At 71.2% G+C, this 20,405-nt stretch carries 13 protein-coding genes, 1 tRNA gene and 2 rRNA genes; 14 read left to right on the forward strand and 2 right to left on the reverse strand.

Annotated elements, in window-relative coordinates; all coding sequences use genetic code 11:
* From ACZ6CZ_RS08385 to ACZ6CZ_RS08400, 4 genes are all read left to right on the forward strand, one after another.
* Nucleotides 1-100 (forward strand): 23S ribosomal RNA (locus ACZ6CZ_RS08385); the annotation flags it as partial.
* An 80-nt stretch (nucleotides 101-180) separates the two neighbouring features.
* Nucleotides 181-297 (forward strand): 5S ribosomal RNA (gene rrf / locus ACZ6CZ_RS08390).
* 116 nt (nucleotides 298-413) lie between these two features.
* Nucleotides 414-1,076: a DegT/DnrJ/EryC1/StrS family aminotransferase gene (locus ACZ6CZ_RS08395; RefSeq protein ID WP_469017864.1), complete on the forward strand. Its 663-nt coding sequence runs from the start codon at nucleotides 414-416 to the stop codon at nucleotides 1,074-1,076.
* An 85-nt stretch (nucleotides 1,077-1,161) separates the two neighbouring features.
* Nucleotides 1,162-1,234: transfer RNA gene (locus ACZ6CZ_RS08400), tRNA-Thr, on the forward strand.
* A gap of 97 nt (nucleotides 1,235-1,331) precedes the next feature.
* Here ACZ6CZ_RS08400 and ACZ6CZ_RS08405 read toward each other — a convergent pair.
* Nucleotides 1,332-4,088 carry a SpoIIE family protein phosphatase gene (locus ACZ6CZ_RS08405; RefSeq protein ID WP_469016622.1) on the reverse strand — a complete coding sequence of 919 codons (2,757 nt, stop codon included), beginning with the start codon at nucleotides 4,086-4,088 and terminating at the stop codon, nucleotides 1,332-1,334.
* 407 nt (nucleotides 4,089-4,495) lie between these two features.
* Here ACZ6CZ_RS08405 and ACZ6CZ_RS08410 point away from each other — a divergent pair, with 407 nt between their 5' ends.
* The 10 genes from ACZ6CZ_RS08410 to ACZ6CZ_RS08455 all read left to right on the forward strand — a co-directional run bounded on the left by ACZ6CZ_RS08410 (nucleotide 4,496) and on the right by ACZ6CZ_RS08455 (nucleotide 19,521).
* Complete coding sequence (locus ACZ6CZ_RS08410) at nucleotides 4,496-9,964, forward strand: HAMP domain-containing protein (RefSeq protein WP_469016624.1); 5,469 nt, start codon at nucleotides 4,496-4,498, stop codon at nucleotides 9,962-9,964.
* Nucleotides 9,965-10,259: 295 nt separating this feature from the next.
* Nucleotides 10,260-10,943, forward strand: a complete 684-nt coding sequence (locus tag ACZ6CZ_RS08415) for a response regulator (RefSeq protein WP_469016627.1) — start codon at nucleotides 10,260-10,262, stop codon at nucleotides 10,941-10,943.
* Between the two features lie 124 nt (nucleotides 10,944-11,067).
* Nucleotides 11,068-13,860 (forward strand): DNA translocase FtsK, encoded by a 2,793-nt coding sequence (locus ACZ6CZ_RS08420; protein ID WP_469016629.1) that lies wholly within the window; start codon nucleotides 11,068-11,070, stop codon nucleotides 13,858-13,860.
* A gap of 276 nt (nucleotides 13,861-14,136) precedes the next feature.
* Entirely contained in the window at nucleotides 14,137-14,979 is an 843-nt protein-coding gene (locus ACZ6CZ_RS08425) for a helix-turn-helix domain-containing protein (RefSeq protein ID WP_469016632.1), read from the forward strand.
* A 107-nt stretch (nucleotides 14,980-15,086) separates the two neighbouring features.
* Nucleotides 15,087-16,559: a 30S ribosomal protein S12 methylthiotransferase RimO gene (gene rimO, locus ACZ6CZ_RS08430; RefSeq protein ID WP_469016634.1), complete on the forward strand. Its 1,473-nt coding sequence runs from the start codon at nucleotides 15,087-15,089 to the stop codon at nucleotides 16,557-16,559.
* Nucleotides 16,556-17,344 carry a CDP-diacylglycerol--glycerol-3-phosphate 3-phosphatidyltransferase gene (pgsA, locus tag ACZ6CZ_RS08435; protein WP_469016637.1) on the forward strand — a complete coding sequence of 263 codons (789 nt, stop codon included), beginning with the start codon at nucleotides 16,556-16,558 and terminating at the stop codon, nucleotides 17,342-17,344. Before rimO ends, pgsA begins: the two co-directional genes overlap by 4 nt.
* Nucleotides 17,341-17,886: a CinA family protein gene (locus tag ACZ6CZ_RS08440; RefSeq protein ID WP_469016639.1), complete on the forward strand. Its 546-nt coding sequence runs from the start codon at nucleotides 17,341-17,343 to the stop codon at nucleotides 17,884-17,886. The genes pgsA and ACZ6CZ_RS08440 overlap by 4 nt, the downstream gene beginning before the upstream one ends.
* 109 nt (nucleotides 17,887-17,995) lie before the next feature.
* Nucleotides 17,996-18,370, forward strand: coding sequence for a helix-turn-helix domain-containing protein (locus tag ACZ6CZ_RS08445; RefSeq protein WP_469016641.1), 375 nt, complete (start codon nucleotides 17,996-17,998; stop codon nucleotides 18,368-18,370).
* Nucleotides 18,371-18,596: 226 nt separating this feature from the next.
* Nucleotides 18,597-19,067, forward strand: a complete 471-nt coding sequence (locus ACZ6CZ_RS08450; RefSeq protein ID WP_469016644.1) for a Dps family protein — start codon at nucleotides 18,597-18,599, stop codon at nucleotides 19,065-19,067.
* Nucleotides 19,068-19,281: 214 nt separating this feature from the next.
* On the forward strand, nucleotides 19,282-19,521 hold the full coding sequence (locus ACZ6CZ_RS08455) for a hypothetical protein (protein WP_469016647.1): 240 nt from the start codon (nucleotides 19,282-19,284) through the stop codon (nucleotides 19,519-19,521).
* Here the strand turns inward: ACZ6CZ_RS08455 and ACZ6CZ_RS08460 are convergent.
* Nucleotides 19,514-20,359: an Fpg/Nei family DNA glycosylase gene (locus ACZ6CZ_RS08460; RefSeq protein WP_469016649.1), complete on the reverse strand. Its 846-nt coding sequence runs from the start codon at nucleotides 20,357-20,359 to the stop codon at nucleotides 19,514-19,516. The genes ACZ6CZ_RS08455 and ACZ6CZ_RS08460 overlap by 8 nt on opposite strands.
* Between the last annotated feature and the right edge of the window lie 46 nt (nucleotides 20,360-20,405).

Raw genomic sequence — 20,405 nt, forward strand, 5'->3', positions numbered from 1 at the left:
AGGGTAAGGCTCCCAGTAGACGACTGGGTTGATAGGCCAGATATGGAAGCCTGGTAACGGGTGGAGTTGACTGGTACTAATAGGCCGAGGGCTTGTCCATTGATGCTCGCGTTCACTGTGTTGGTTCTGAAACCACGAACAGCCGTGTTGTGCCCGGTGTTGTTCACAGTTTCATAGTGTTTCGGTGGTCATAGCGTGAGGGAAACGCCCGGTTACATTCCGAACCCGGAAGCTAAGCCTCACAGCGCCGATGGTACTGCAGGGGGGACCCTGTGGGAGAGTAGGACACCGCCGAACAATCTTTGATAAAGGGTTGGACCCTGAACTTCGGTTCGGGGTCCAACCCTTTTTTCGTTTACGTCACCCCATGTTCACGTTGCGCCCGGAGCATCCACCCCATGGGTACTGCTGCATTGCTCAGGGCCGCCGGCGTCGGAGTCGGGGACGAGGTCGTCGTACCGGCGTTCGGCAACGTGGAGGTCGCCGAGGCCGTCACACTGGCCGGTGCGCTCCCGGTGTTCGCCGACATAGACCCGGTGACGTACTGCCTCGAGACGTCCGCCGTGGAGACGGCCCTGACCGCCCGTACCGCGGCCGTCGTTGTGGTCCACCGCTTCGGACGGCGCGCCGACATCGGGCGGTTGCACGCGCTCGGGCAGCGGCACGGGCTGCTGGTGCTGGAACACGCGGAGTCCGAGGCGCCGTACGACGAGGTGGCGCGGCGTCGGGAGCGGGCCGCCTACCTGGACGCCAGGCTGAGCGGCGTGAGCACGCCCGACGGCGGTGCCGGACACACCTACCAGCAGTACGTCGTGCGGGTGCCCGGCAACGGCCGGCCGGACCGGGACGCCTTCGCACATGCCCTGCGGTCCAAGGGAGTTGAGTGCCGGGTGCCGGTGAAGACACCTGTGCACCGCCTGCCGGGCTTCCGTCGGTGCGTGGCGCTGCCGGAGACCGAACGGGCCGCGGACGAGACCCTCGCGCTGCCCGTCGACGCCGTGCTGACCAAGCGGGAGATGCAGCGGATCGTGTCGGCGTGCAACGCGCTCGGCGGACTGCTCCAGCCCGCCTTCTGATCACCCGCGAACGGGTTTGGGAACTCCGGGTCATTCAGGGTATGATCTATTCCGTTGCCGCGAGGAAAACCCTCGAAAGCGACAGGCCCCTATAGCTCAGTCGGTAGAGCGTCTCCATGGTAAGGAGAAGGTCAACGGTTCGATTCCGTTTGGGGGCTCCGACACGAAAGCCCCGCCCGATTCCGGGCGGGGCTTTTTTGCTGCTTGCGGATGCCCGCAAGGCTCACGCGGACATCCGCGCGAGCCCCGCGGGACTCACTCCGTGGGCAGGCCCGGGACCCGCATCGCGAGGATGGCCATGTCGTCGGACGGGGCGTCGGAGGCGAAGCGTTCCACCGCGCGCATGATCCGCGCCGCGACCGCACCCGCCGTCAGGCCCGTGCAGGTCGTCAGCACGTCGGCGAGGCCGTCGTCGCCGAGCATGCGGGTGCCCTCACGGCGCTCGGTGACGCCGTCCGTGACGCACAGGAGCACGTCGCCCGGGTCGAGGGTGACCGTCTCCTCGTACAGCTCCAGGTCCTCGATGACGCCCAGCAGCGGCTGCGGTTCGGCCGCCGCCTCGACCGTGCCGTCCTGACGCAGCCGCAGCGGCAGCGGATGGCCGGCGCAGACCACCTTCAGCTCGGCGCTGCCGTCGGCCTGCGGGCGCAGCTCGCCGTAGAGCAGGGTGAGGAAGCGGCTGCGGTCGCCCTCGTCGAGGATCGCGGAGTTCAGGCGCTCCAGCACCGCCGGGCCGCTGAGGCCCTCGCGGGCCAGCAGGCGCAGCGCGTGCCGGGCCAGGCCGGTGACGGCCGCGGCGTTGGGGCCCGTGCCGCAGACGTCGCCGATGGCGAAGCCGTACGCGTCGTCGCTGATCGGGAAGAGGTCGTAGAAGTCGCCGCCGACCTCGTTGCCCTCGCCGGCCGCGCGGTAGATGACCTCCACCTCCACGCCGTCGATCTGCGGCAGGCCGGGCGGCAGGAGGCTGCGCTGGAGGGCCTGGCTGATGGCGGTGCGCTCGGAGTACAGGCGGGCGTTGTCCAGGGCCAGGGCGGCCCGGCGGGAGAGGTCCTCGGCCAGTTCCAGGATCTCCTGGCGGAAGTGCTCGTCGGTGGGCTTGCCGAGGGTGAGCATGCCGATGACGCGGTTGCGGGCGACCAGCGGCAGGACGACGGTCTCGCCGCCCACCGCGGAGGCGGTGGCGAGCGTCGGCCCGATGCCGGAGGCGACCTGGTGGGTGGAGCCGCCGGTCAGGCCGAGGCTGCGCATGGAGCTGCGCAGGGCGGCGCGGTGGGCCACATCACCGGGCGCCGACCAGACGCGGGCGCCGGGGGTGGGGACGGGGTCGGGCGGGGAGATCTTCGACAGCAGTGACTTGATGCCGTCGATGAGTTCCTCGTCCTCGTGCAGGACGTACGAGAGATAGGGCTCGGAGGCCTGGTCGGCGATGGTGTAGACGGCGCACCAGGTGGCCAGGGTGGGGACGGTCATCTGGGCCATCAAGGCCAGGGTCTGGTCCCGGTCCAGGGTGCCGGCCAGCAGGTCGGAGGCCTCCACGAGGAAGCTGAGCGAGCCCCGGCGCAGCCGCTCCAGCTCGCCCAGGCGGGCCGACTCGACGGCCAGGGCGATGCGGTCGGCGGCGAACTGCAGGCGCAGCGCCTCCTCGTTGGAGTACCTGCCGGGTGCTTCGGCCGCGACGCCGAGGGAGCCGGTGAGGCGGCCCTCGACCTTGAGCGGGACGGTGACGACCGAGCGCATGCCGGTGCCGGTCAGCAGCGGTACGGCGCCGGGGACGGCGGTGAGGTCGTCGTGGACGGCGGGCATGCGGGCGGAGCCGTAGCGGCCGGGGCCGGCTTCCACGGGGACGCGGGCGAAGCGCTGGCGGGCGGAGGGCAGGCCGGTGGAGGCGCGGACCTCCAGCTCCGTCTCGTCGTCGGTGGCGAGGAGCAGGAAAGCGGCGTCCGCGTCGAGCATGTCGCGGGCGCGCTCCACGGTGCGCTGGAGGAGTCCGTCGAGGTCGTCGGGGGCCGGGGAGCCGATGAACAGCTCGAAGGGGTCGGTGCCCTGGCCGTCGGCGGTCGCGGCGGAGTCGGAGGACGGGACGCGCGCCGGGGACTGCAGCACGGCGCGTTCGTCGTCGCGGACCAGCAGGCAGACGGTGGACGGCTCGCCGGCGGTGTCGCGGACCCGGAGGTGGGAGGCGTAGACCGGGAGCACGCGGCCGTCGGCGCCGCGTACGCCGTAGCTGCCCTCCCAGCGGGAGAGCTGGAGTGCCTCGGCGATGCCGGTGCCGGTGCCGGGGGTGTGCGGCCAGGCCGCGAAGTCGGTGAGCGGCTTGCCGGTGACCTGGTCGGCGGGGTAGCCGAAGAGGTCCTCGGCATCCTCGTTCCAGGAGGTGAGGGTGCCCTTGCGGTCGATCTGGACGACCGCGACGCGGACCCGGCCGTCGGTGAGCGGCAGCAGGTCGGCGGGGAGGGCGGGGCCGGCGGCGCGGGTGCCGACGGGGCGTTCGGGCAGGTCGAGGCGGAACCACACGGTCTTGTGCGTGGGGGTGTACTCGACGCCCCAGCGGGCGGCGAGGGCCGCGCACAGCTGGAGGCCGCGGCCGCCCTCGCGGTCGGGGCTGCCCATGGTGTCGGCCGCGCCCTGCAGGGGGACCTCGCGCTCCGGGTAGCGGTCGGCGACCTCGACGCGTACGCCGTCGTCGCTGCGCAGGCACAGGACGTCCGCGTGCGTGCCGGCGTGGACCACCGCGTTGGTCACCAGTTCGCTGGTGAGGACCACGGCGTCGTCGACGATGTCGGCGAAGCCCCAGCCCTGGAGGGTGTCGCGGACGAAGGAGCGGGCCGTCGCGACGGATCGCCCGACGGGCTCGAAGCTGGCGGCCGCGCGCGCGGTGATCACAGAACTCCTCGGCCGGTTGTCGGCATGCAGGTCTGGGGGGCCGTCCGGCTCGCGCCGCTGCTGCGGCATCAGCTCGCCCGTCGGCCGTGGCTCCGGGGGGTGTCCCCCGGGGATGACTCCGGTGGTCATGGTCTGCGGCCGCCCCTCCGATGCCCGCTCGTGCTCGTGCCACCGCCCAGGCCGGACGGACCGGTGCGGCTGGACAGCCGCATGCAAGGTTACTTACCTTCGCGGTCCGGGCGGATGCCGGTCGCGGGTGTTTACGCCCCCAGGGTGTGCGGACGATGTGCGAAGCTGCCGAACTGTTATGGCCTGGTTCGGCCGGGGTGAAACACTGGGCAGGCTTGCGGTGAAGGTCAGGCCCGGGTGAGTGGGCTGCGGGAACGCTGGGCAGCAGCCCTGGGTGCGGCCGGAACCGGGCGGGCAGTGATACGCACGAGTAACGGGTACGTCGCGGTAAACCGGTATGCCGGGTGCGCGGCAGGCCGGGCGGACACCCGGGCACAGCAATGGTCGACCCCTGCGGGAGGGACACAGTGGAGTCTGGCGCAGCGACGCGGGCCACGAAGACGCGCGCGAAAGGCGGACAGTCCCTGGGCAAGCAACGCGGCGGGACGACCGCGGTGGACACGGCGGCCCTGGACCGGCTGCTGGTGGCGCTCGTGGCCATGCGCGACGGGAATTTCCGCAGGCGGCTGACGGTGTCCGGCGACGGCGTGATCTCGGAGATCGCGGCCGTCTTCAACGAGGTGGCCGACCGCAATCTGCACCTCACGGGCGAGCTGTCGCGGGTGCGGCGCATGGTGGGCCGTGAGGGAAAGCTCACGGAGCGGTTGGAGACGGGCGCCTGCGAGGGCTCCTGGGCGGCCGCGATCGACGCCTCGAACGCCCTGGTCGACGATCTCGTACGGCCCGTGTCCGAGGTCAGCCGGGTACTGACGGCGGTCGCCGAGGGCGATCTGTCGCCGCGGATGGAGCTGCGCACGCAGGCGCCGGACGGGACCGGGCATCCGCTGCGGGGTGAGTTCCTGAAGGTCGGGCGGACCGTCAACAACCTGGTCGACCAGCTGTCGACGTTCACCGACGAGGTGACCCGGGTGGCCAGCGAGGTGGGCACCGAGGGCAAGCTGGGCGGGCAGGCCCGGGTGCGCGGGATGTCGGGCTCCTGGAAGGACCTGACGGAGTCGGTCAACACCATGGCGAACCGGCTGACCGCCCAGGTGCGTGACATCGCCCTGGTGACGACGGCGGTGGCCCGGGGCGATCTGTCGCGCAAGGTCACCGTGCACGTGGCCGGCGAGATGCTGGAGCTGAAGAACACCGTCAACACGATGGTGGAGCAGCTGTCCTCGTTCTCCTCCGAAGTGACCCGGGTGGCCCGTGAGGTGGGCACCGAGGGCATCCTGGGCGGCCAGGCGCAGGTGCCGGGGGTCGCCGGGGTGTGGAAGGAGCTGACCGACTCCGTCAACACGATGGCGGGCAACCTCACCGCCCAGGTGCGGGGCATCTCGCAGGTGACCACGGCGGTGGCCAGCGGTGACCTGTCGCGGAAGGTGACCGTGCCCGCGCGCGGGGAGGTCGCGCAGCTGGCCGAGACGATCAACCAGATGACCGAGACGCTGCGGATCTTCGCTGACGAGGTCACGCGGGTCGCGAACGAGGTCGGCGCGGAGGGGCGGCTCGGCGGCCAGGCGAACGTGCCGGGCGCGGCGGGCACCTGGAAGGACCTGACGGACTCGGTCAACACGGTCTTCCGGAACCTGACCACGCAGGTGCGCGACATCGCCGCGGTGACGACGGCGGTGGCCAGCGGTGATCTGTCGCAGAAGGTCACGGTCGACGTGGCCGGCGAGATGCTGGAACTGAAGAACACCGTCAACGGCATGGTGGACCAGCTGTCGTCGTTCGGTGCCGAGGTGACGCGGGTGGCGCGGGAGGTCGGCGTCGAGGGCGAGCTGGGCGGCCAGGCGCAGGTGCCGGGCGCGGCCGGCACGTGGAAGGACCTGACGGACTCCGTCAACACCGCGTTCCGCAACCTCACCGGCCAGGTGCGCAACATCGCCCAGGTGACGACGGCGGTGGCCAACGGCGACCTCTCCCAGAAGGTCACCGTCGACGTCTCCGGCGAGATGCTCCAGCTGAAGAACACCGTGAACACGATGGTGGACCAGCTCTCCAGCTTCGCCGACCAGGTGACCCGGATGGCGCGGGACGTGGGCACGGAGGGCCGGCTGGGCGGCCAGGCCCGGGTGGACGGGGTGTCGGGCACCTGGAAGGAGCTGACGGACTCCGTCAACTTCATGGCGGGCAACCTGACCTCCCAGGTGCGCCAGATCGCGCAGGTGACGACGGCGGTGGCGCGGGGCGACCTGTCGCAGAAGATCGACGTCGACGCGCGCGGGGAGATCCTGGAGCTGAAGAACACCATCAACACGATGGTGGACCAGCTGTCCGCCTTCGCCGACCAGGTCACCAAGGTGGCCCGGGAGGTGGGCACCGACGGCCGCCTCGGGGGTCAGGCGCAGGTGCCGGGCGTGGCCGGGGTGTGGCGGGACCTGACCGACTCCGTGAACGGCATGGCCGGCAACCTCACGGCGCAGGTGCGCAACATCGCCCAGGTCGCGACGGCGGTCGCGCGGGGCGACCTGTCGCAGAAGATCACCGTGGACGCGCGCGGGGAGATCCTGGAGCTGAAGAACACCCTCAACACGATGGTGGACCAGCTGTCGTCGTTCGCCCAGGAGGTCACGCGGGTGGCCCGTGAGGTGGGCACCGAGGGCATCCTCGGGGGCCAGGCCGAGGTGCAGGGGGTGGCGGGCACCTGGAAGGACCTCACGCAGTCGGTGAACTTCATGGCGAACAACCTGACCATTCAGGTCCGCAACATCGCCGAGGTCACCACAGCGGTCGCCAAGGGCGACCTGTCGAAGAAGATCACGGTCGACGCCAAGGGCGAGATCCTGGAGCTGGTCACGACCGTCAACACGATGGTGGACCAGCTCTCCAGCTTCGCCGAGCAGGTGACGCGGGTGGCCCGTGAGGTGGGTACCGAGGGCATCCTGGGCGGCCAGGCGCACGTGCCGGGCGTCACCGGCATCTGGAAGGACCTCAGCAACAACGTCAACCTGATGGCCAACAACCTGACCATGCAGGTGCGCAACATCTCCCAGGTGTCCGCGGCGGTCGCCAACGGCGATCTGACCCGGCAGGTGACGATCGAGGCGCGCGGTGAGGTGGCGCAGCTCGCCGACACCATCAACACCATGGTGAAGACGCTGAGTTCGTTCGCCGACCAGGTCACCAAGGTGGCCCGGGAGGTGGGCACGGACGGCATCCTGGGCGGCCAGGCGCACGTGCCCGGGGTGGCCGGTACGTGGAAGGACCTCACCGAGTCGGTGAACCAGATGGCGTCCAATCTGACCGGCCAGGTGCGCAACATCGCCATGGTCACGACGGCCATCGCCAAGGGTGACCTGACGAAGAAGATCGACATCGACGCGCGCGGTGAGATCCTCGAGCTGAAGACGACGATCAACACGATGGTCGACCAGTTGTCGAGCTTCGCCGAGGAGGTCACCCGGGTGGCCCGTGAGGTGGGCACCGAGGGCCAGCTCGGCGGCCAGGCACGCGTGCGGGACGTGGACGGCACCTGGCGCGACCTCACCGAGTCGGTGAACGAGATGGCCGGGAACCTGACCCGGCAGGTGCGGGCCATCGCGCGCGTGGCGACCGCGGTGACCCGGGGCGACCTGAACCTGAAGATCGACGTGGACGCGTCCGGCGAGATCCAGGAACTGCAGGACTACATCAACAAGATGATCGCCAACCTGCGCGACACCACGATCGCCAACAAGGAGCAGGACTGGCTCAAGGGCAACCTGGCCCGGATCTCCGCGCTGATGCAGGGCCGCCGGGACCTGGAGGACGTGGCGTCGCTGATCATGAGCGAGCTGACCCCGGTGGTGTCCGCGCAGCACGGCGCGTTCTTCCTGGCGATGCCACTGGTCGACAAGGACCTGAGGGCGGACCGGGAGGACGTGTACGAGCTGCGGATGCTCGGTTCGTACGGCTACTCGATGGGCTCGATGCCGACGTCGTTCCGGCCGGGGGAGGGGCTGATCGGTACGGCGGCCGACGAGAAGCGCACGATCCTGGTGGAGAACGCGCCCAGCGGCTACCTGAAGATCTCCTCCGGGCTCGGGGAGGCGCCGCCGGCACAGGTGATCGTGCTGCCGGTGCTGTTCGAGGGCAAGGTGCTCGGGGTGATCGAGCTGGCGTCCTTCACGCCGTTCACGCAGATCCAGAAGGACTTCCTCAACCAGATCGCCGAGATGATCGCGACCAGCGTCAACACCATCTCGGTCAACACCAAGACCGAGCAGCTGCTGAAGCAGTCGCAGGAGCTGACCGAGCAACTGCGGGAGCGGTCGGCGGAGTTGGAGCAGCGGCAGAAGGCCCTGCAGGCGTCCAACGCGGAGCTGGAGGAGAAGGCCGAGCTGCTGGCCCGGCAGAACCGGGACATCGAGGTGAAGAACACCGAGATCGAGGAGGCGCGGCAGGTCCTGGAGGAGCGCGCGGAGCAGCTCGCGGTGTCGATGCGGTACAAGAGCGAGTTCCTCGCCAACATGTCGCACGAGCTGCGGACGCCGCTCAACTCGCTGCTGATCCTGGCGAAGCTGCTCGCGGACAACGCGGAGGGCAACCTCTCGCCGAAGCAGGTGGAGTTCGCCGAGACCATCCACGGTGCCGGGTCCGACCTGCTGCAGCTGATCAACGACATCCTCGACCTGTCGAAGGTGGAGGCGGGCAAGATGGACGTCTCGCCGACGCGGATCGCGCTCGTCCAGCTCGTGGACTACGTGGAGGCGACGTTCCGGCCGCTGACGGCGGAGAAGGGCCTGGACCTGTCCGTGCGGGTCTCGCCGGAGCTGCCCGCCACGCTGCACACCGACGAGCAGCGGCTGTTGCAGGTGCTGCGCAACCTGTTGTCGAACGCGGTGAAGTTCACCGACTCCGGGTCGGTGGAGCTGGTGATCCGGCCCGCGGGCACGGATGTGCCGGCGGGCATCCGGGAGCAGCTGCTGGAGGCCGGCTCGCTCGCCGAACCGGGCAGCCCGCTGATCGCGTTCTCGGTGACCGACACCGGCATCGGGATCGCGGCCAGCAAGATGCGGGTGATCTTCGAGGCGTTCAAGCAGGCCGACGGCACGACCAGCCGCAAGTACGGCGGCACCGGCCTGGGGCTGTCGATCTCCCGGGAGATCGCGCAGCTGCTCGGCGGTGAGATCCACGCGCAGAGCGAGCCGGGGCGCGGTTCGACGTTCACGCTGTACCTGCCGCTGCACCCGAGCGAACTCCCGCCGCAGGGCTACCAGCAGTCCCTGCCCGCGCTGGAGGCCGGGGACCTGGTGGCGGCCACCGACTTCCAGGCGTCCTCGGGGCTGTCCGGGGGCCGGGTGGAGACGCCGGCGGAGGTCAGGTCGTACCGGGACACGCAGAACGGGCCCGCGGCGCTGTTCCGGCGCCGGCGCCGCAACGCCCCGGCGCTGGAGCAGCGACCCGAGCAGTGGACGCTCGCGGCCGACCAGCAGCAGGAGACGGCCGTGCAGTCGCAGCGCGGGGTGCGTTTCGCGGGCGAGAAGGTGCTGATCGTCGACGACGACATCCGCAACGTCTTCGCGCTCACCAGCGTGCTGGAGCAGCACGGGCTGTCGGTGCTGTACGCGGAGAACGGCCGCGAGGGCATCGAGGTGCTGGAGCAGCACGACGACGTGGCGGTCGTGCTGATGGACATCATGATGCCCGAGATGGACGGCTACGCGACGACCACGGCGATCCGCAGGATGCCGCAGTTCGCCGGGCTGCCGATCATCGCGCTGACCGCGAAGGCGATGAAGGGCGACCGGGAGAAGGCGATCGAGTCCGGCGCGTCCGACTACGTGACGAAGCCGGTCGACCCCGATCATCTGCTGTCGGTGATGCAGCAGTGGATGAGCGGGGAGTGACCGGCACGGGACGGGCGGCGGCGGAGGCGGAGGCACCGGATGTGAACGGTGTGGGAACCTTCGGTACGCAGGTGGAGTTGTCGACCGGGGCCGGCCGCGACCGTGTAGAAGTGCGGGATGCGGGGAACCTTGTGGTCTTCCGTTGCGTTTCAGCTGTGTGGACAGTGACATCTCGGTGACAGGGTGTGGCGACAGGCGGGGTGCGGCTACCATGACCGGCACAAGGACGGGCGGCGAAAGGGAGTCGTCCCAAGGGGCGGCACCCGGTGTATCGCCGGGGCGAGGAGGGCGGGCCATGGTGCAGAAGGCCAAGATCCTCCTGGTCGATGACCGGCCGGAGAATCTGCTGGCGCTGGAGGCCATCCTCTCCGCGCTCGATCAGACGCTGGTGCGGGCATCGTCCGGGGAGGAAGCGCTCAAGGCGCTGCTCACGGACGACTTCGCGGTCATCCTGCTGGACGTCCAGATGCCGGGCATGGACGGTTTCGAGACGGCGGCGCACATCAAGCGGCGGGAGCGGACCCGGGACATCCCGATCATCTTCCTCACCGCGATCAACCACGGCCCGCACCACACCTTCCGGGGGTACGCGGCGGGCGCGGTGGACTACATCTCCAAGCCGTTCGACCCGTGGGTGCTGCGCGCGAAGGTCTCCGTCTTCGTCGAGCTGTACATGAAGAACTGCCAGCTGCGGGAGCAGGCGGCGCTGCTGCGGCTGCAACTGGAGGGCGGCGGCCGGGGCGAGGTCGGCGCGGGCAAGGAGTCGGCCGGGCTGCTGGCCGAGCTGTCGGCGCGGCTCGCGGCCGTCGAGGAGCAGGCCGAGGCGCTGTCGAAGCAGCTGGACGACGACTCCGCGGACGCGGCGGCGGTGGCCACGGCCGCCCATCTCGAACGCAAGCTCACCGGGTTGCGCCGCGCGCTCGACGCGCTGGAGCCGGGCACGGGCGGAGGCGGCCCGCAGGTGTCGACGCAGAACTGACCTGCGGTGCGCGCGCCGTCGCCGGTGAGACCGCGTCAGTTTCCGGCCCCCGCAGGGGCGACACGAACGGGTGAAGCAGTGGGCACACGTGTCCCCTGCCGTCTCCACCGGTAACCTCACACCCATGGCCTCACGTCCCTCCGCAGCCAAGAAGCAGCCCGCCAGGAAGGCGGCCGCTCCCGCGAAGGCTCCGGCGAAGAAGGCCGTCGCGAAAAGGGCCCCGGCCAAGAAGGCGCCCGCCCGGAAGGCCGCGGTGCGGAAGGCCGCGGTGCGGAAGGCCGCGCCGCCCCGGCCGGTGGCCAGTCCCACCGGGGGCGTCTACCGGCTCGCGCGCGCCCTCTGGCTCGGTCTCGCGCACGCCGTCGGCGCCGTCTTCCGCGGCATAGGGCAGGGGGCGCGCAACCTCGACCCGGCCCACCGCAAGGACGGCGTCGCGCTGCTGCTGCTCGGCATGGCCCTGATCGTCGCCGCCGGCACCTGGGCCGACCTGCGCGGTCCGGTCGGCGAGCTGGTGGAGATCCTGGTGACCGGCGCCTTCGGCCGCCTCGACCTGCTGGTGCCCATACTGCTGGCGGTCATCGCCGTCCGGTTCATCCGGCATCCGGAACAGCCGGAGGCCAACGGACGCATCGTCATCGGTCTGTCCGCGCTCGTCGTCGGCGTGCTCGGGCAGGTCCACATCGCCTGCGGCTCGCCCGCCCGCAGCGCCGGCATGCAGGCCATACGGGACGCCGGCGGCCTCATCGGCTGGGGCGCGGCGACGCCGCTGACCTACACGATGACCGACGTGCTCGCCGTACCGCTGCTGGTGCTGCTGACCGTCTTCGGGCTGCTCGTGGTCACGGCCACCCCGGTCAACGCCATCCCGCAGCGGCTGCGCGCGCTCGGCGTGAGCCTGGGCCTGCTGCCGGACCGCGAGGTGTACGAGGACGCGGAGTTCGGGGACGACGAGGAGCGGTACGACGAGCAGTGGCGTGAGGCGCTGCCCGCGCGCCCCCGCCGGCGCTCCGGCGCGCCCCCGGCGTACGACCCCGGGCAGGCCGAGGAGGAGGCCCTCTCCCGGCGCCGCGGCCGTCCCCGGCGCTCGGCGGTGCCGCAGCCCGAGATGCAGCGGCGGATGGACGCCGTGGACGTCGCCGCGGCCGCCGCCGCCGCGCTCGACGGCGCGGTCCTGCACGGCATGCCGCCTTCCCCGGTCGTCGCCGACCTCACCCAGGGCGTCAGCGCCGGCGAACGCGAGGACACCACCCCGGTGCCCACGTCCACGCCTTCGGCCGCTGCCGCGCCGGCGCCCGCGCCGGTGCGGACGCCGACGCCCGTACCCGCTGCGCGGCCCAAGCAGGAGAAGCTCGGCACCGGCAGCGTCCCCGACCTCACCAAGAAGGCCCCGGAGGCGCCCCGCGAGATGCCCGCGCGCGCGGAGCAGCTCCAGCTCTCCGGCGACATCACCTACGCGCTGCCCTCGCTCGACCTGCTCACCCGGGGCGGCCCCGGGAAGGCGCGCAGCGCGGCCAACGACGCGGTCGTCGCCTCGCTCACCACCGTCTTCAGCGAGTTCAAGGTCGACGCGGCCGTGACCGGCTTCACCCGCGGGCCGACGGTCACGCGCTACGAGGTCGAGCTGGGCCCCGCGGTGAAGGTCGAGCGGATCACCGCCCTGACCAAGAACATCGCGTACGCCGTCGCCAGCCCCGACGTGCGGATCATCAGCCCCATCCCCGGCAAGTCGGCGGTCGGCATCGAGATCCCCAACACCGACCGGGAGATGGTCAACCTCGGCGACGTGTTGCGCCTCGCGGAGTCCGCGGAGGACGACGACCCGATGCTGGTCGCCTTCGGCAAGGACGTCGAGGGCGGGTACGTCATGCACTCGCTGGCGAAGATGCCGCACATCCTGGTCGCCGGCGCCACCGGGTCCGGCAAGTCGTCCTGCATCAACTGTCTGATCACCTCGGTGATGATGCGGGCGACCCCCGAGGACGTCCGGATGATCCTCGTCGACCCCAAGCGGGTGGAGCTGACCGCCTACGAGGGCATCCCGCACCTCATCACGCCGATCATCACCAACCCCAAGCGGGCCGCCGAGGCCCTGCAGTGGGTCGTGCGCGAGATGGACCTGCGCTACGACGACCTCGCCGCCTACGGCTACCGGCACATCGACGACTTCAACCGCGCCGTGCGCGAGGGCAAGGTCAAGCCGCCCGAGGGCAGCGAGCGCGAGCTTCAGCCCTACCCGTACCTGCTGGTGATCGTCGACGAGCTGGCCGACCTGATGATGGTCGCCCCGCGTGACGTTGAGGACTCCATCGTGCGCATCACGCAGCTCGCGCGCGCGGCAGGCATCCACCTGGTGCTCGCCACCCAGCGCCCCTCGGTCGACGTCGTCACCGGCCTGATCAAGGCCAACGTGCCCTCGCGGCTCGCCTTCGCCACGTCCTCGCTGGCCGACTCCCGGGTCATCCTGGACCAGCCCGGCGCCGAGAAGCTGATCGGCAAGGGCGACGGGCTGTTCCTGCCGATGGGCGCGAACAAGCCGACCCGTATGCAGGGCGCCTTCGTGACCGAGGAAGAGGTCGCGGTCGTCGTCCAGCACTGCAAGGACCAGATGGCCCCGGTCTTCCGGGAGGACGTCACCGTCGGCACCAAGCAGAAGAAGGAGATCGACGAGGACATCGGCGACGACCTCGACCTGCTGTGCCAGGCGGCCGAGCTGGTCGTCTCCACCCAGTTCGGCTCGACGTCCATGCTCCAGCGCAAGCTGCGCGTCGGCTTCGCCAAGGCCGGCCGGCTGATGGACCTCATGGAGTCGAGGAACATCGTCGGACCCAGCGAGGGGTCCAAGGCACGTGACGTTCTCGTGAAGCCCGACGACCTGGACGGCGTGCTCGCCGTCATCCGGGGGGAGTCTGAGGGATAGGCAGATGAGCTGTCCGGCGGGCGGGTCTGCGCCGGGCGGCGGCATCGCCGTGATCCACTCGTTAGGGAACGGCACACAACCCTTTTCCCCGGGCATACGTCAACGTGAGCGAGAGAACAGGTACGGCCGCTGCCTCGGGCCTGACCTGACCCGTCGTCGGTGTGTCCGGCCATACCGATGGCGTACAAAGCTTCACCGTCCGGTTGCCCCCTCCTTTCGTACCCCCCCTAGACTGAACGTCCAGCACAGGTGGCTACACGCTCGAAAGGCGCCCCCGTGTCCATCGGCAACTCCCCTGAAGACGAGCGTCCGTTCCCCGACGTGTCCGAGGAAGCCCGCCCCTCCGTCGGCCGCACCCTGCGGCAGGCCCGTGTCGCGGCCGGGCTCACCGTCGACGACGTCAGCAGTGCCACCCGGGTCCGCATCGCCATCGTGCGCGCCATCGAGGCGGACGACTTCGCCCCCTGCGGCGGTGACGTCTACGCCCGCGGCCACCTGCGCACCCTGGCGAGGGCCGTCCACCTCGACCCCGAGCCGCTGATCGCGCAGTACGACGCCGAGCACGGCGGGCGTCCCGCGCCGACCCCCGCGGCGCCGCTGTTCGAGGCGGAGCGGATCCGTCCCGAGCGGCGCGGCCCCAACTGGACCGCGGCCATGGTCGCGGCGATCGTCGCCGTGATCGGCTTCGTGGGGTTCACCGCCTTCAAGGGCGGCGGCAGCGGCAACGACGGCAAGTCGCAGGTCGCCGAGGGCGCCACCGCGACCACGGGGAAGTCCACCACGACGCCCAAGCCGCGCGGCACCAAGATCGTGCCCGCCCCGGAGCCCTCCGACAGCGCCATCGCGGCCGCCCCGCAGGACAAGGTCACCGTTCAGGTCAGCGCCTCCGGCGGACGCAGCTGGATCTCGGCCAAGGACCACAACGGCCGGATGCTGTTCGACGGGCTGCTGAAGAAGGGCGAGACCAAGACCTTCCAGGACAGCTCCAAGATCAACCTCATCCTCGGTGACGCCGGGGCGATCCAGCTCTACGTCAACGGCAAGAAGATCGAGGACGCCTTCCGGCCCGGCTCGGTCGAACGGCTGACCTACACCAAGGGCGACCCCGAGGTCGGCTGAGCGGCCCGCCGCCCCGGCCGTACGACCGGGGCGGTGTGACGGGATCGGCCCGCACCGGCCAACCCCGTCGACGTGGGGTGCCGGTCGGACGAAGTAGTCTTGAGCCCATGCCTGAACGCCGTACCGTCGCACTCGTCACTCTTGGCTGCGCCCGCAACGAGGTGGACTCGGAGGAGCTCGCAGGCCGTTTGGAGGCGGACGGCTGGGACCTCGTCGAGGACGCCGCGGAGGCGGACGTCGCCGTCGTCAACACCTGCGGTTTCGTCGACGCCGCCAAGAAGGACTCCGTCGACGCCCTCCTCGAGGCCAACGACCTCAAGGGACAGGGCAGAACCCAGGCCGTCGTGGCGGTGGGCTGCATGGCCGAGCGGTACGGCAAGGAGCTGGCCGAGGCCCTGCCCGAGGCCGACGGCGTCCTCGGCTTCGACGACTACGCGGACATCTCCGACCGCCTGCAGACCATCCTGTCCGGTGGCGTCCACGCCGCCCACACCCCCCGCGACCGGCGCAAGCTGCTGCCGATCAGCCCGGCCGAGCGCCAGCAGTCGGCCGCCGAGGTGGCCCTGCCCGGGCACGCCCCGGCCGACCTCCCGGAAGGCCTCGCCCCGGCCTCCGGGCCCCGCGCCCCGCTGCGCCGTCGGCTGGACGGCGCCCCGGTCGCCTCGGTCAAGCTCGCCTCCGGCTGCGACCGGCGCTGCTCCTTCTGCGCCATCCCGTCCTTCCGCGGCTCCTTCATCTCGCGCCGCCCGAGCGACGTGCTCAACGAGACCCGCTGGCTGGCCGAGCAGGGCGTCAAGGAGATCATGCTGGTCTCCGAGAACAACACCTCCTACGGCAAGGACCTCGGCGACATCCGCCTCCTGGAGTCGCTGCTGCCCGATCTGGCCGACGTCGACGGCATCGAGCGGGTGCGCGTCAGCTACCTCCAGCCGGCCGAGATGCGACCCGGTCTGATCGACGTACTGACCTCCACGCCGAAGGTCGCCCCGTACTTCGACCTGTCGTTCCAGCACTCCGCGCCCGACGTGCTGCGCGCCATGCGGCGCTTCGGCGACACCGACCGCTTCCTGGAACTGCTCGACACCATCCGCGGCAAGGCCCCCACGGCCGGCGTGCGCTCGAACTTCATCGTCGGCTTCCCCGGCGAGAGCGAGTCCGACCTGGCCGAACTGGAGCGCTTCCTGACCGGAGCCCGCCTGGACGCCATCGGCGTCTTCGGCTACTCCGACGAGGAGGGCACCGAGGCGGCCACCTACGACAACAAGCTCGACCCCGACCTCGTCGCCGAGCGGCTCGCCCGCGTCTCCCGGCTCGCCGAGGAGCTCGTCTCGCAGCGGGCCGAGGAGCGCGTGGGCGACACCGTGCACGTCCTCGTGGAGTCCGTCGACGAGGAGGAGGGCGTCCGCGGCCGCGCGGCCCACCAGGCGCCGGAGACGGACGGCCAGGTGCTGCTCACGAGCGGCGCGGACCTGCGCGTCGGCCGTATGGTCGAGGCGAAGGTGGTCGGCACGGAAGGCGTCGACCTGGTGGCCGAGCCCCTCGCGGACTCGTCGGAGTGTAGTGAGGAGGCGGGCAGATGACCGGAGTCCCGGCATCCGCCGCGGGCGGCCCGTCCGGCGCGCCCCGCGCCCCGGGCTCCGCAGCCACCGACGGCGCCGCCCCCGAGGTCCACGGCCCCGCCGCACCGCCCTTCGACGGGCCGGAACCGGCCGCCGGCGCGCAACAGGACGGCGTCCGGCCGGCGCGCGGCGGGAAGCTGGCGGCCGCGGCCGTCAACCAGGCCAGCGTGTGGAACGTCGCCAATCTGCTGACCATGCTCCGGCTGCTCCTGGTGCCGGGCCTGGTGGCGCTGATGCTGGCGGGCGGCGGCTACGACCCGGCCTGGCGCTCGCTCGCCTGGGCCGCCTTCGCCGTCGCCATGATCACCGACCTGTTCGACGGGCACCTGGCGCGCACCTACAACCTGGTCACCGACTTCGGCAAGATCGCGGACCCCATCGCCGACAAGGCGATCATGGGCGCGGCGCTGATCTGCCTGTCCTCGCTCGGCGACCTGCCGTGGTGGGTGACGGGCGTCATCCTCGGCCGGGAACTCGGCATCACGCTGCTGCGCTTCGTGGTGATCCGCTACGGCGTGATCCCAGCCAGCCGCGGCGGCAAGCTGAAGACGCTCACCCAGGGCGTGGCCGTCGGGATGTACATCCTGGCGCTGACGGGATGGCTGGCCACCATGAGGTTCTGGGTGATGGCGGCGGCGGTCGTCCTCACCGTCGTCACCGGCCTCGACTATGTGAGACAGGCCATTGTGCTGCGCCGGCGGGGAATCGCCGAGCGCGCCGCGGCGTTGGAGGAGACGCAAGCGTGAACTCCCCGGCCACCGAGCTGGTGCGACTACTGACCGTGAGGGGCGAGACGCTCGCCGTCGCGGAGTCGCTCACCGGTGGTCTGGTGGCGGCGGAGATCACCGCGGTCCCCGGGGCGTCGAAGGTCTTCCGCGGATCGGTGACGGCGTACGCCACCGCGCTGAAGCACGAGCTGCTGGGCGTCGACGCCGCACTGCTGGCCCGGCAAGGAGCGGTGGACCCGCAGGTCGCGGCCCAGATGGCGGCCGGAGTCCGCAAGGCGCTCGGGGCGGACTGGGGCATCGCGACGACCGGGGTCGCCGGCCCCGAGCCGCAGGACGGCCGGCCCGTCGGGACGGTGTACGTCGCCGTGGACGGGCCCTTCGCCGGCGTCGCGGGTTCTGCCGGTGGCGGAAAAGTCCGGGGTCTGCGGTTGAACGGCGGCCGTGCGGAAATTCGTATGGAGAGTGTACGGAGCGTACTCGCCCTGCTCATGAGGGAGCTGGCGGGCGAACACACCGGGAATGAGCGGGCACAGGATACGGAACGGAACGGGGGGTTTTGATGTTTGCAGCCCTGAGTGAACACGACATCGCTCCCCGCACGGCCGCGGCGCAAGGCGGTACGGTGGGGCGTGAAGGATGCGGCTACGCGGTCCGAGGAGGGAGCCACCGATGATTCTGCTCCGTCGCCTGCTGGGTGACGTGCTGCGTCGGCAGCGCCAACGCCAGGGCCGTACTCTGCGCGAAGTCTCCTCGTCCGCCCGAGTCTCACTCGGCTATCTCTCCGAGGTGGAGCGGGGGCAGAAGGAGGCTTCCTCCGAACTGCTCGCCGCCATCTGCGACGCGCTGGACGTACGGATGTCCGAACTCATGCGTGAGGTGAGCGACGAACTCGCGCTCGCCGAACTGGCCCGGTCCGCCGCGGCCACCGAGACCGTGCCAACGCCGGTCCGCCCGATGCTGGGCTCCGTGTCGGTGGCCGGTGTGCCACCGGAACGGGTGACCATCAAGGCGCCCGCCGAGGCGGTGGACGTGGTCGCCGCGTGACGCCGGTGGGTGTGGCCGCCTAGGCGTCCGCCAGGGCGCGGCGGCCGAGCCGACGCCACCTGTGTCGAGGCCCCGGTCAGGGCTTCTCCGCTGGAACGGAGAGGCGCTGCTGGGGCTTTCGTGCGTCCGGGCCATGGTGTTCGTCCCCCGGTGTCCGTTTGCCGCCGTGCGGGGGTCCGGTCATGGTGGAGGGGACATCGCGGAGCCCGAGCAGCGGAGAGTGCGCATGTACGTCGTGAAGAGCCCGTTGTCCGACACGGACCTGAAGACCGTGTCCGAGGCGCTGCAGGGCGCGCTCGTCGACCTGGTGGACCTCTCGTTGGTCGCCAAGCAGGTGCACTGGAATGTCGTCGGCCCGCGCTTCCGGTCGATCCACCTCCAGCTCGACGAGGTCGTCACCAGTGCCCGCACCCACACCGACACCGTGGCGGAGCGGGCCTCCGCGCTCGGCGTCCCGCCGGACGGCCGCGTGCAGACGGTCGCCTCCGGCAGCGGCATCGGGCCGACCCCGGCCGGCTGGATCAAGGACGCGGACGCCGTACGGACGCTGGTCGAGGCGCTGGGCGCGGTGATCACGCGGATGCGGCAGCGGGTGACGGCCACCGAGGCGCCGGACCCGGTCTCCCAGGACCTCCTGATCGGGGTCACGGCGGATCTGGAGAAGCACCACTGGATGTTCCAGGCGGAGAACGCCTAGCGGATATCCGCAGTACCCCTCGAGCCCTCCTGGAGAAGGCCTGGGGCGGGCCTGGAGAGGCTCCGGGACACGGCCTCCACGGGGTCTGGAGAAGGCCTGGAGGAGGTCCGGGGACGGCCTGGAGGAGGTCCCGGGAGAGGCGGGGCGGGGGGTTCGGGCGAGCGCGCCGGTCCGGGCGCGGTGGCGTTGCGGCGTCCGGCTGGAGGTGGCGGCCATGGTGGGTCGGACAGTGCGCTGGGGGGCCGGTCTGGGGTTCGGTGCCGTGTGGTGGTGGGCCGTGCTGCGGATCACGCTCGGGGCGGACACCGGGGTGCTCGAGGGAGCCGTCGTGGCCGGCGGGTGGGGGCTGAGCCTGCTGCCGGTGCACACGGTCCCCAGGACTCGGGCGGCCGGGGCCGCGGGGGCGCGACGGAGGCGGGCGGTCACGGCCGAGGACACCGGTGCCGTCACCTGACCGAGCGCTGGTAGCGCTCCTTCCACCGCTGCGGTGACCCGGGTGCGGGCGCCGGTCCCGCCTGGCAGGACGGGCACCAGTAGGTGGGGCGCTCCTGGGAGCCGTCGCCCTGGTCGGCGACGCGGATCGGGGTACGGCAGCGCAGGCAGGGGCGGCGGGCGCGGCCGTACACGAACAGGTCCTGGTGGGGCAGGCTCGTGGTCTTGCGGACGGGGCGGTGGCGGTTGGCCTCGAGAAGCTGCTTGGACAGGGCGATCAGCTTCGCCGCGTGGTCGGCGGGGAGGGCGCCGACGGGCAGCCAGGGGGTGACACCGAGCAGGAAGCACAGCTCGCTCTTGTAGACGTTGCCGATGCCGGCGAGATTGCGCTGGTCCAGCAGGGCCTCGCCGAGGGGGCGGGCGGGGTCGGCGGACAGGTTGGCCAGGGCTTGCTCGGGGTCCCAGTCGGGGCCGAGCAGGTCGGGGCCGAGGTGGCCGACCGCGTTCTCCTCCTCTGAGGTACGCAGGAACTCCACCACGGGGAGGCGGTAGCCGACGGCGGTGCGGCCGTCGGTGCCGAGGACGGCGCGGATCTGGTGCCCGGGACCGCCCCGCCAGCGCTCACCCTCGCCGTAGATCTTCCACGCCCCCTCCATCCGCAGGTGCGTGTGCAGCGTCAGGCCGCCCTCGAAGCGGGTGAGCAGGTGCTTGCCGCGGGCGAGGGTGGCCAGGACGGTCCGGCCGGTCAGGTCCACCGTGGCGTACCGGGGGACGCGGAAGTCGCTCTTGGTCAGCACCTTGCCCGTGAGGGCGTCGTGCAGGCGTTTCGCGGCCTGCCACACCGTGTCACCTTCAGGCATGGGTCAAGGGTGACATGCCGGGCGGCACGGGGGCCGGGCCGGTGGC

The sequence above is a fragment of the Streptomyces sp. NPDC041135 genome, assembly GCF_055592085.1.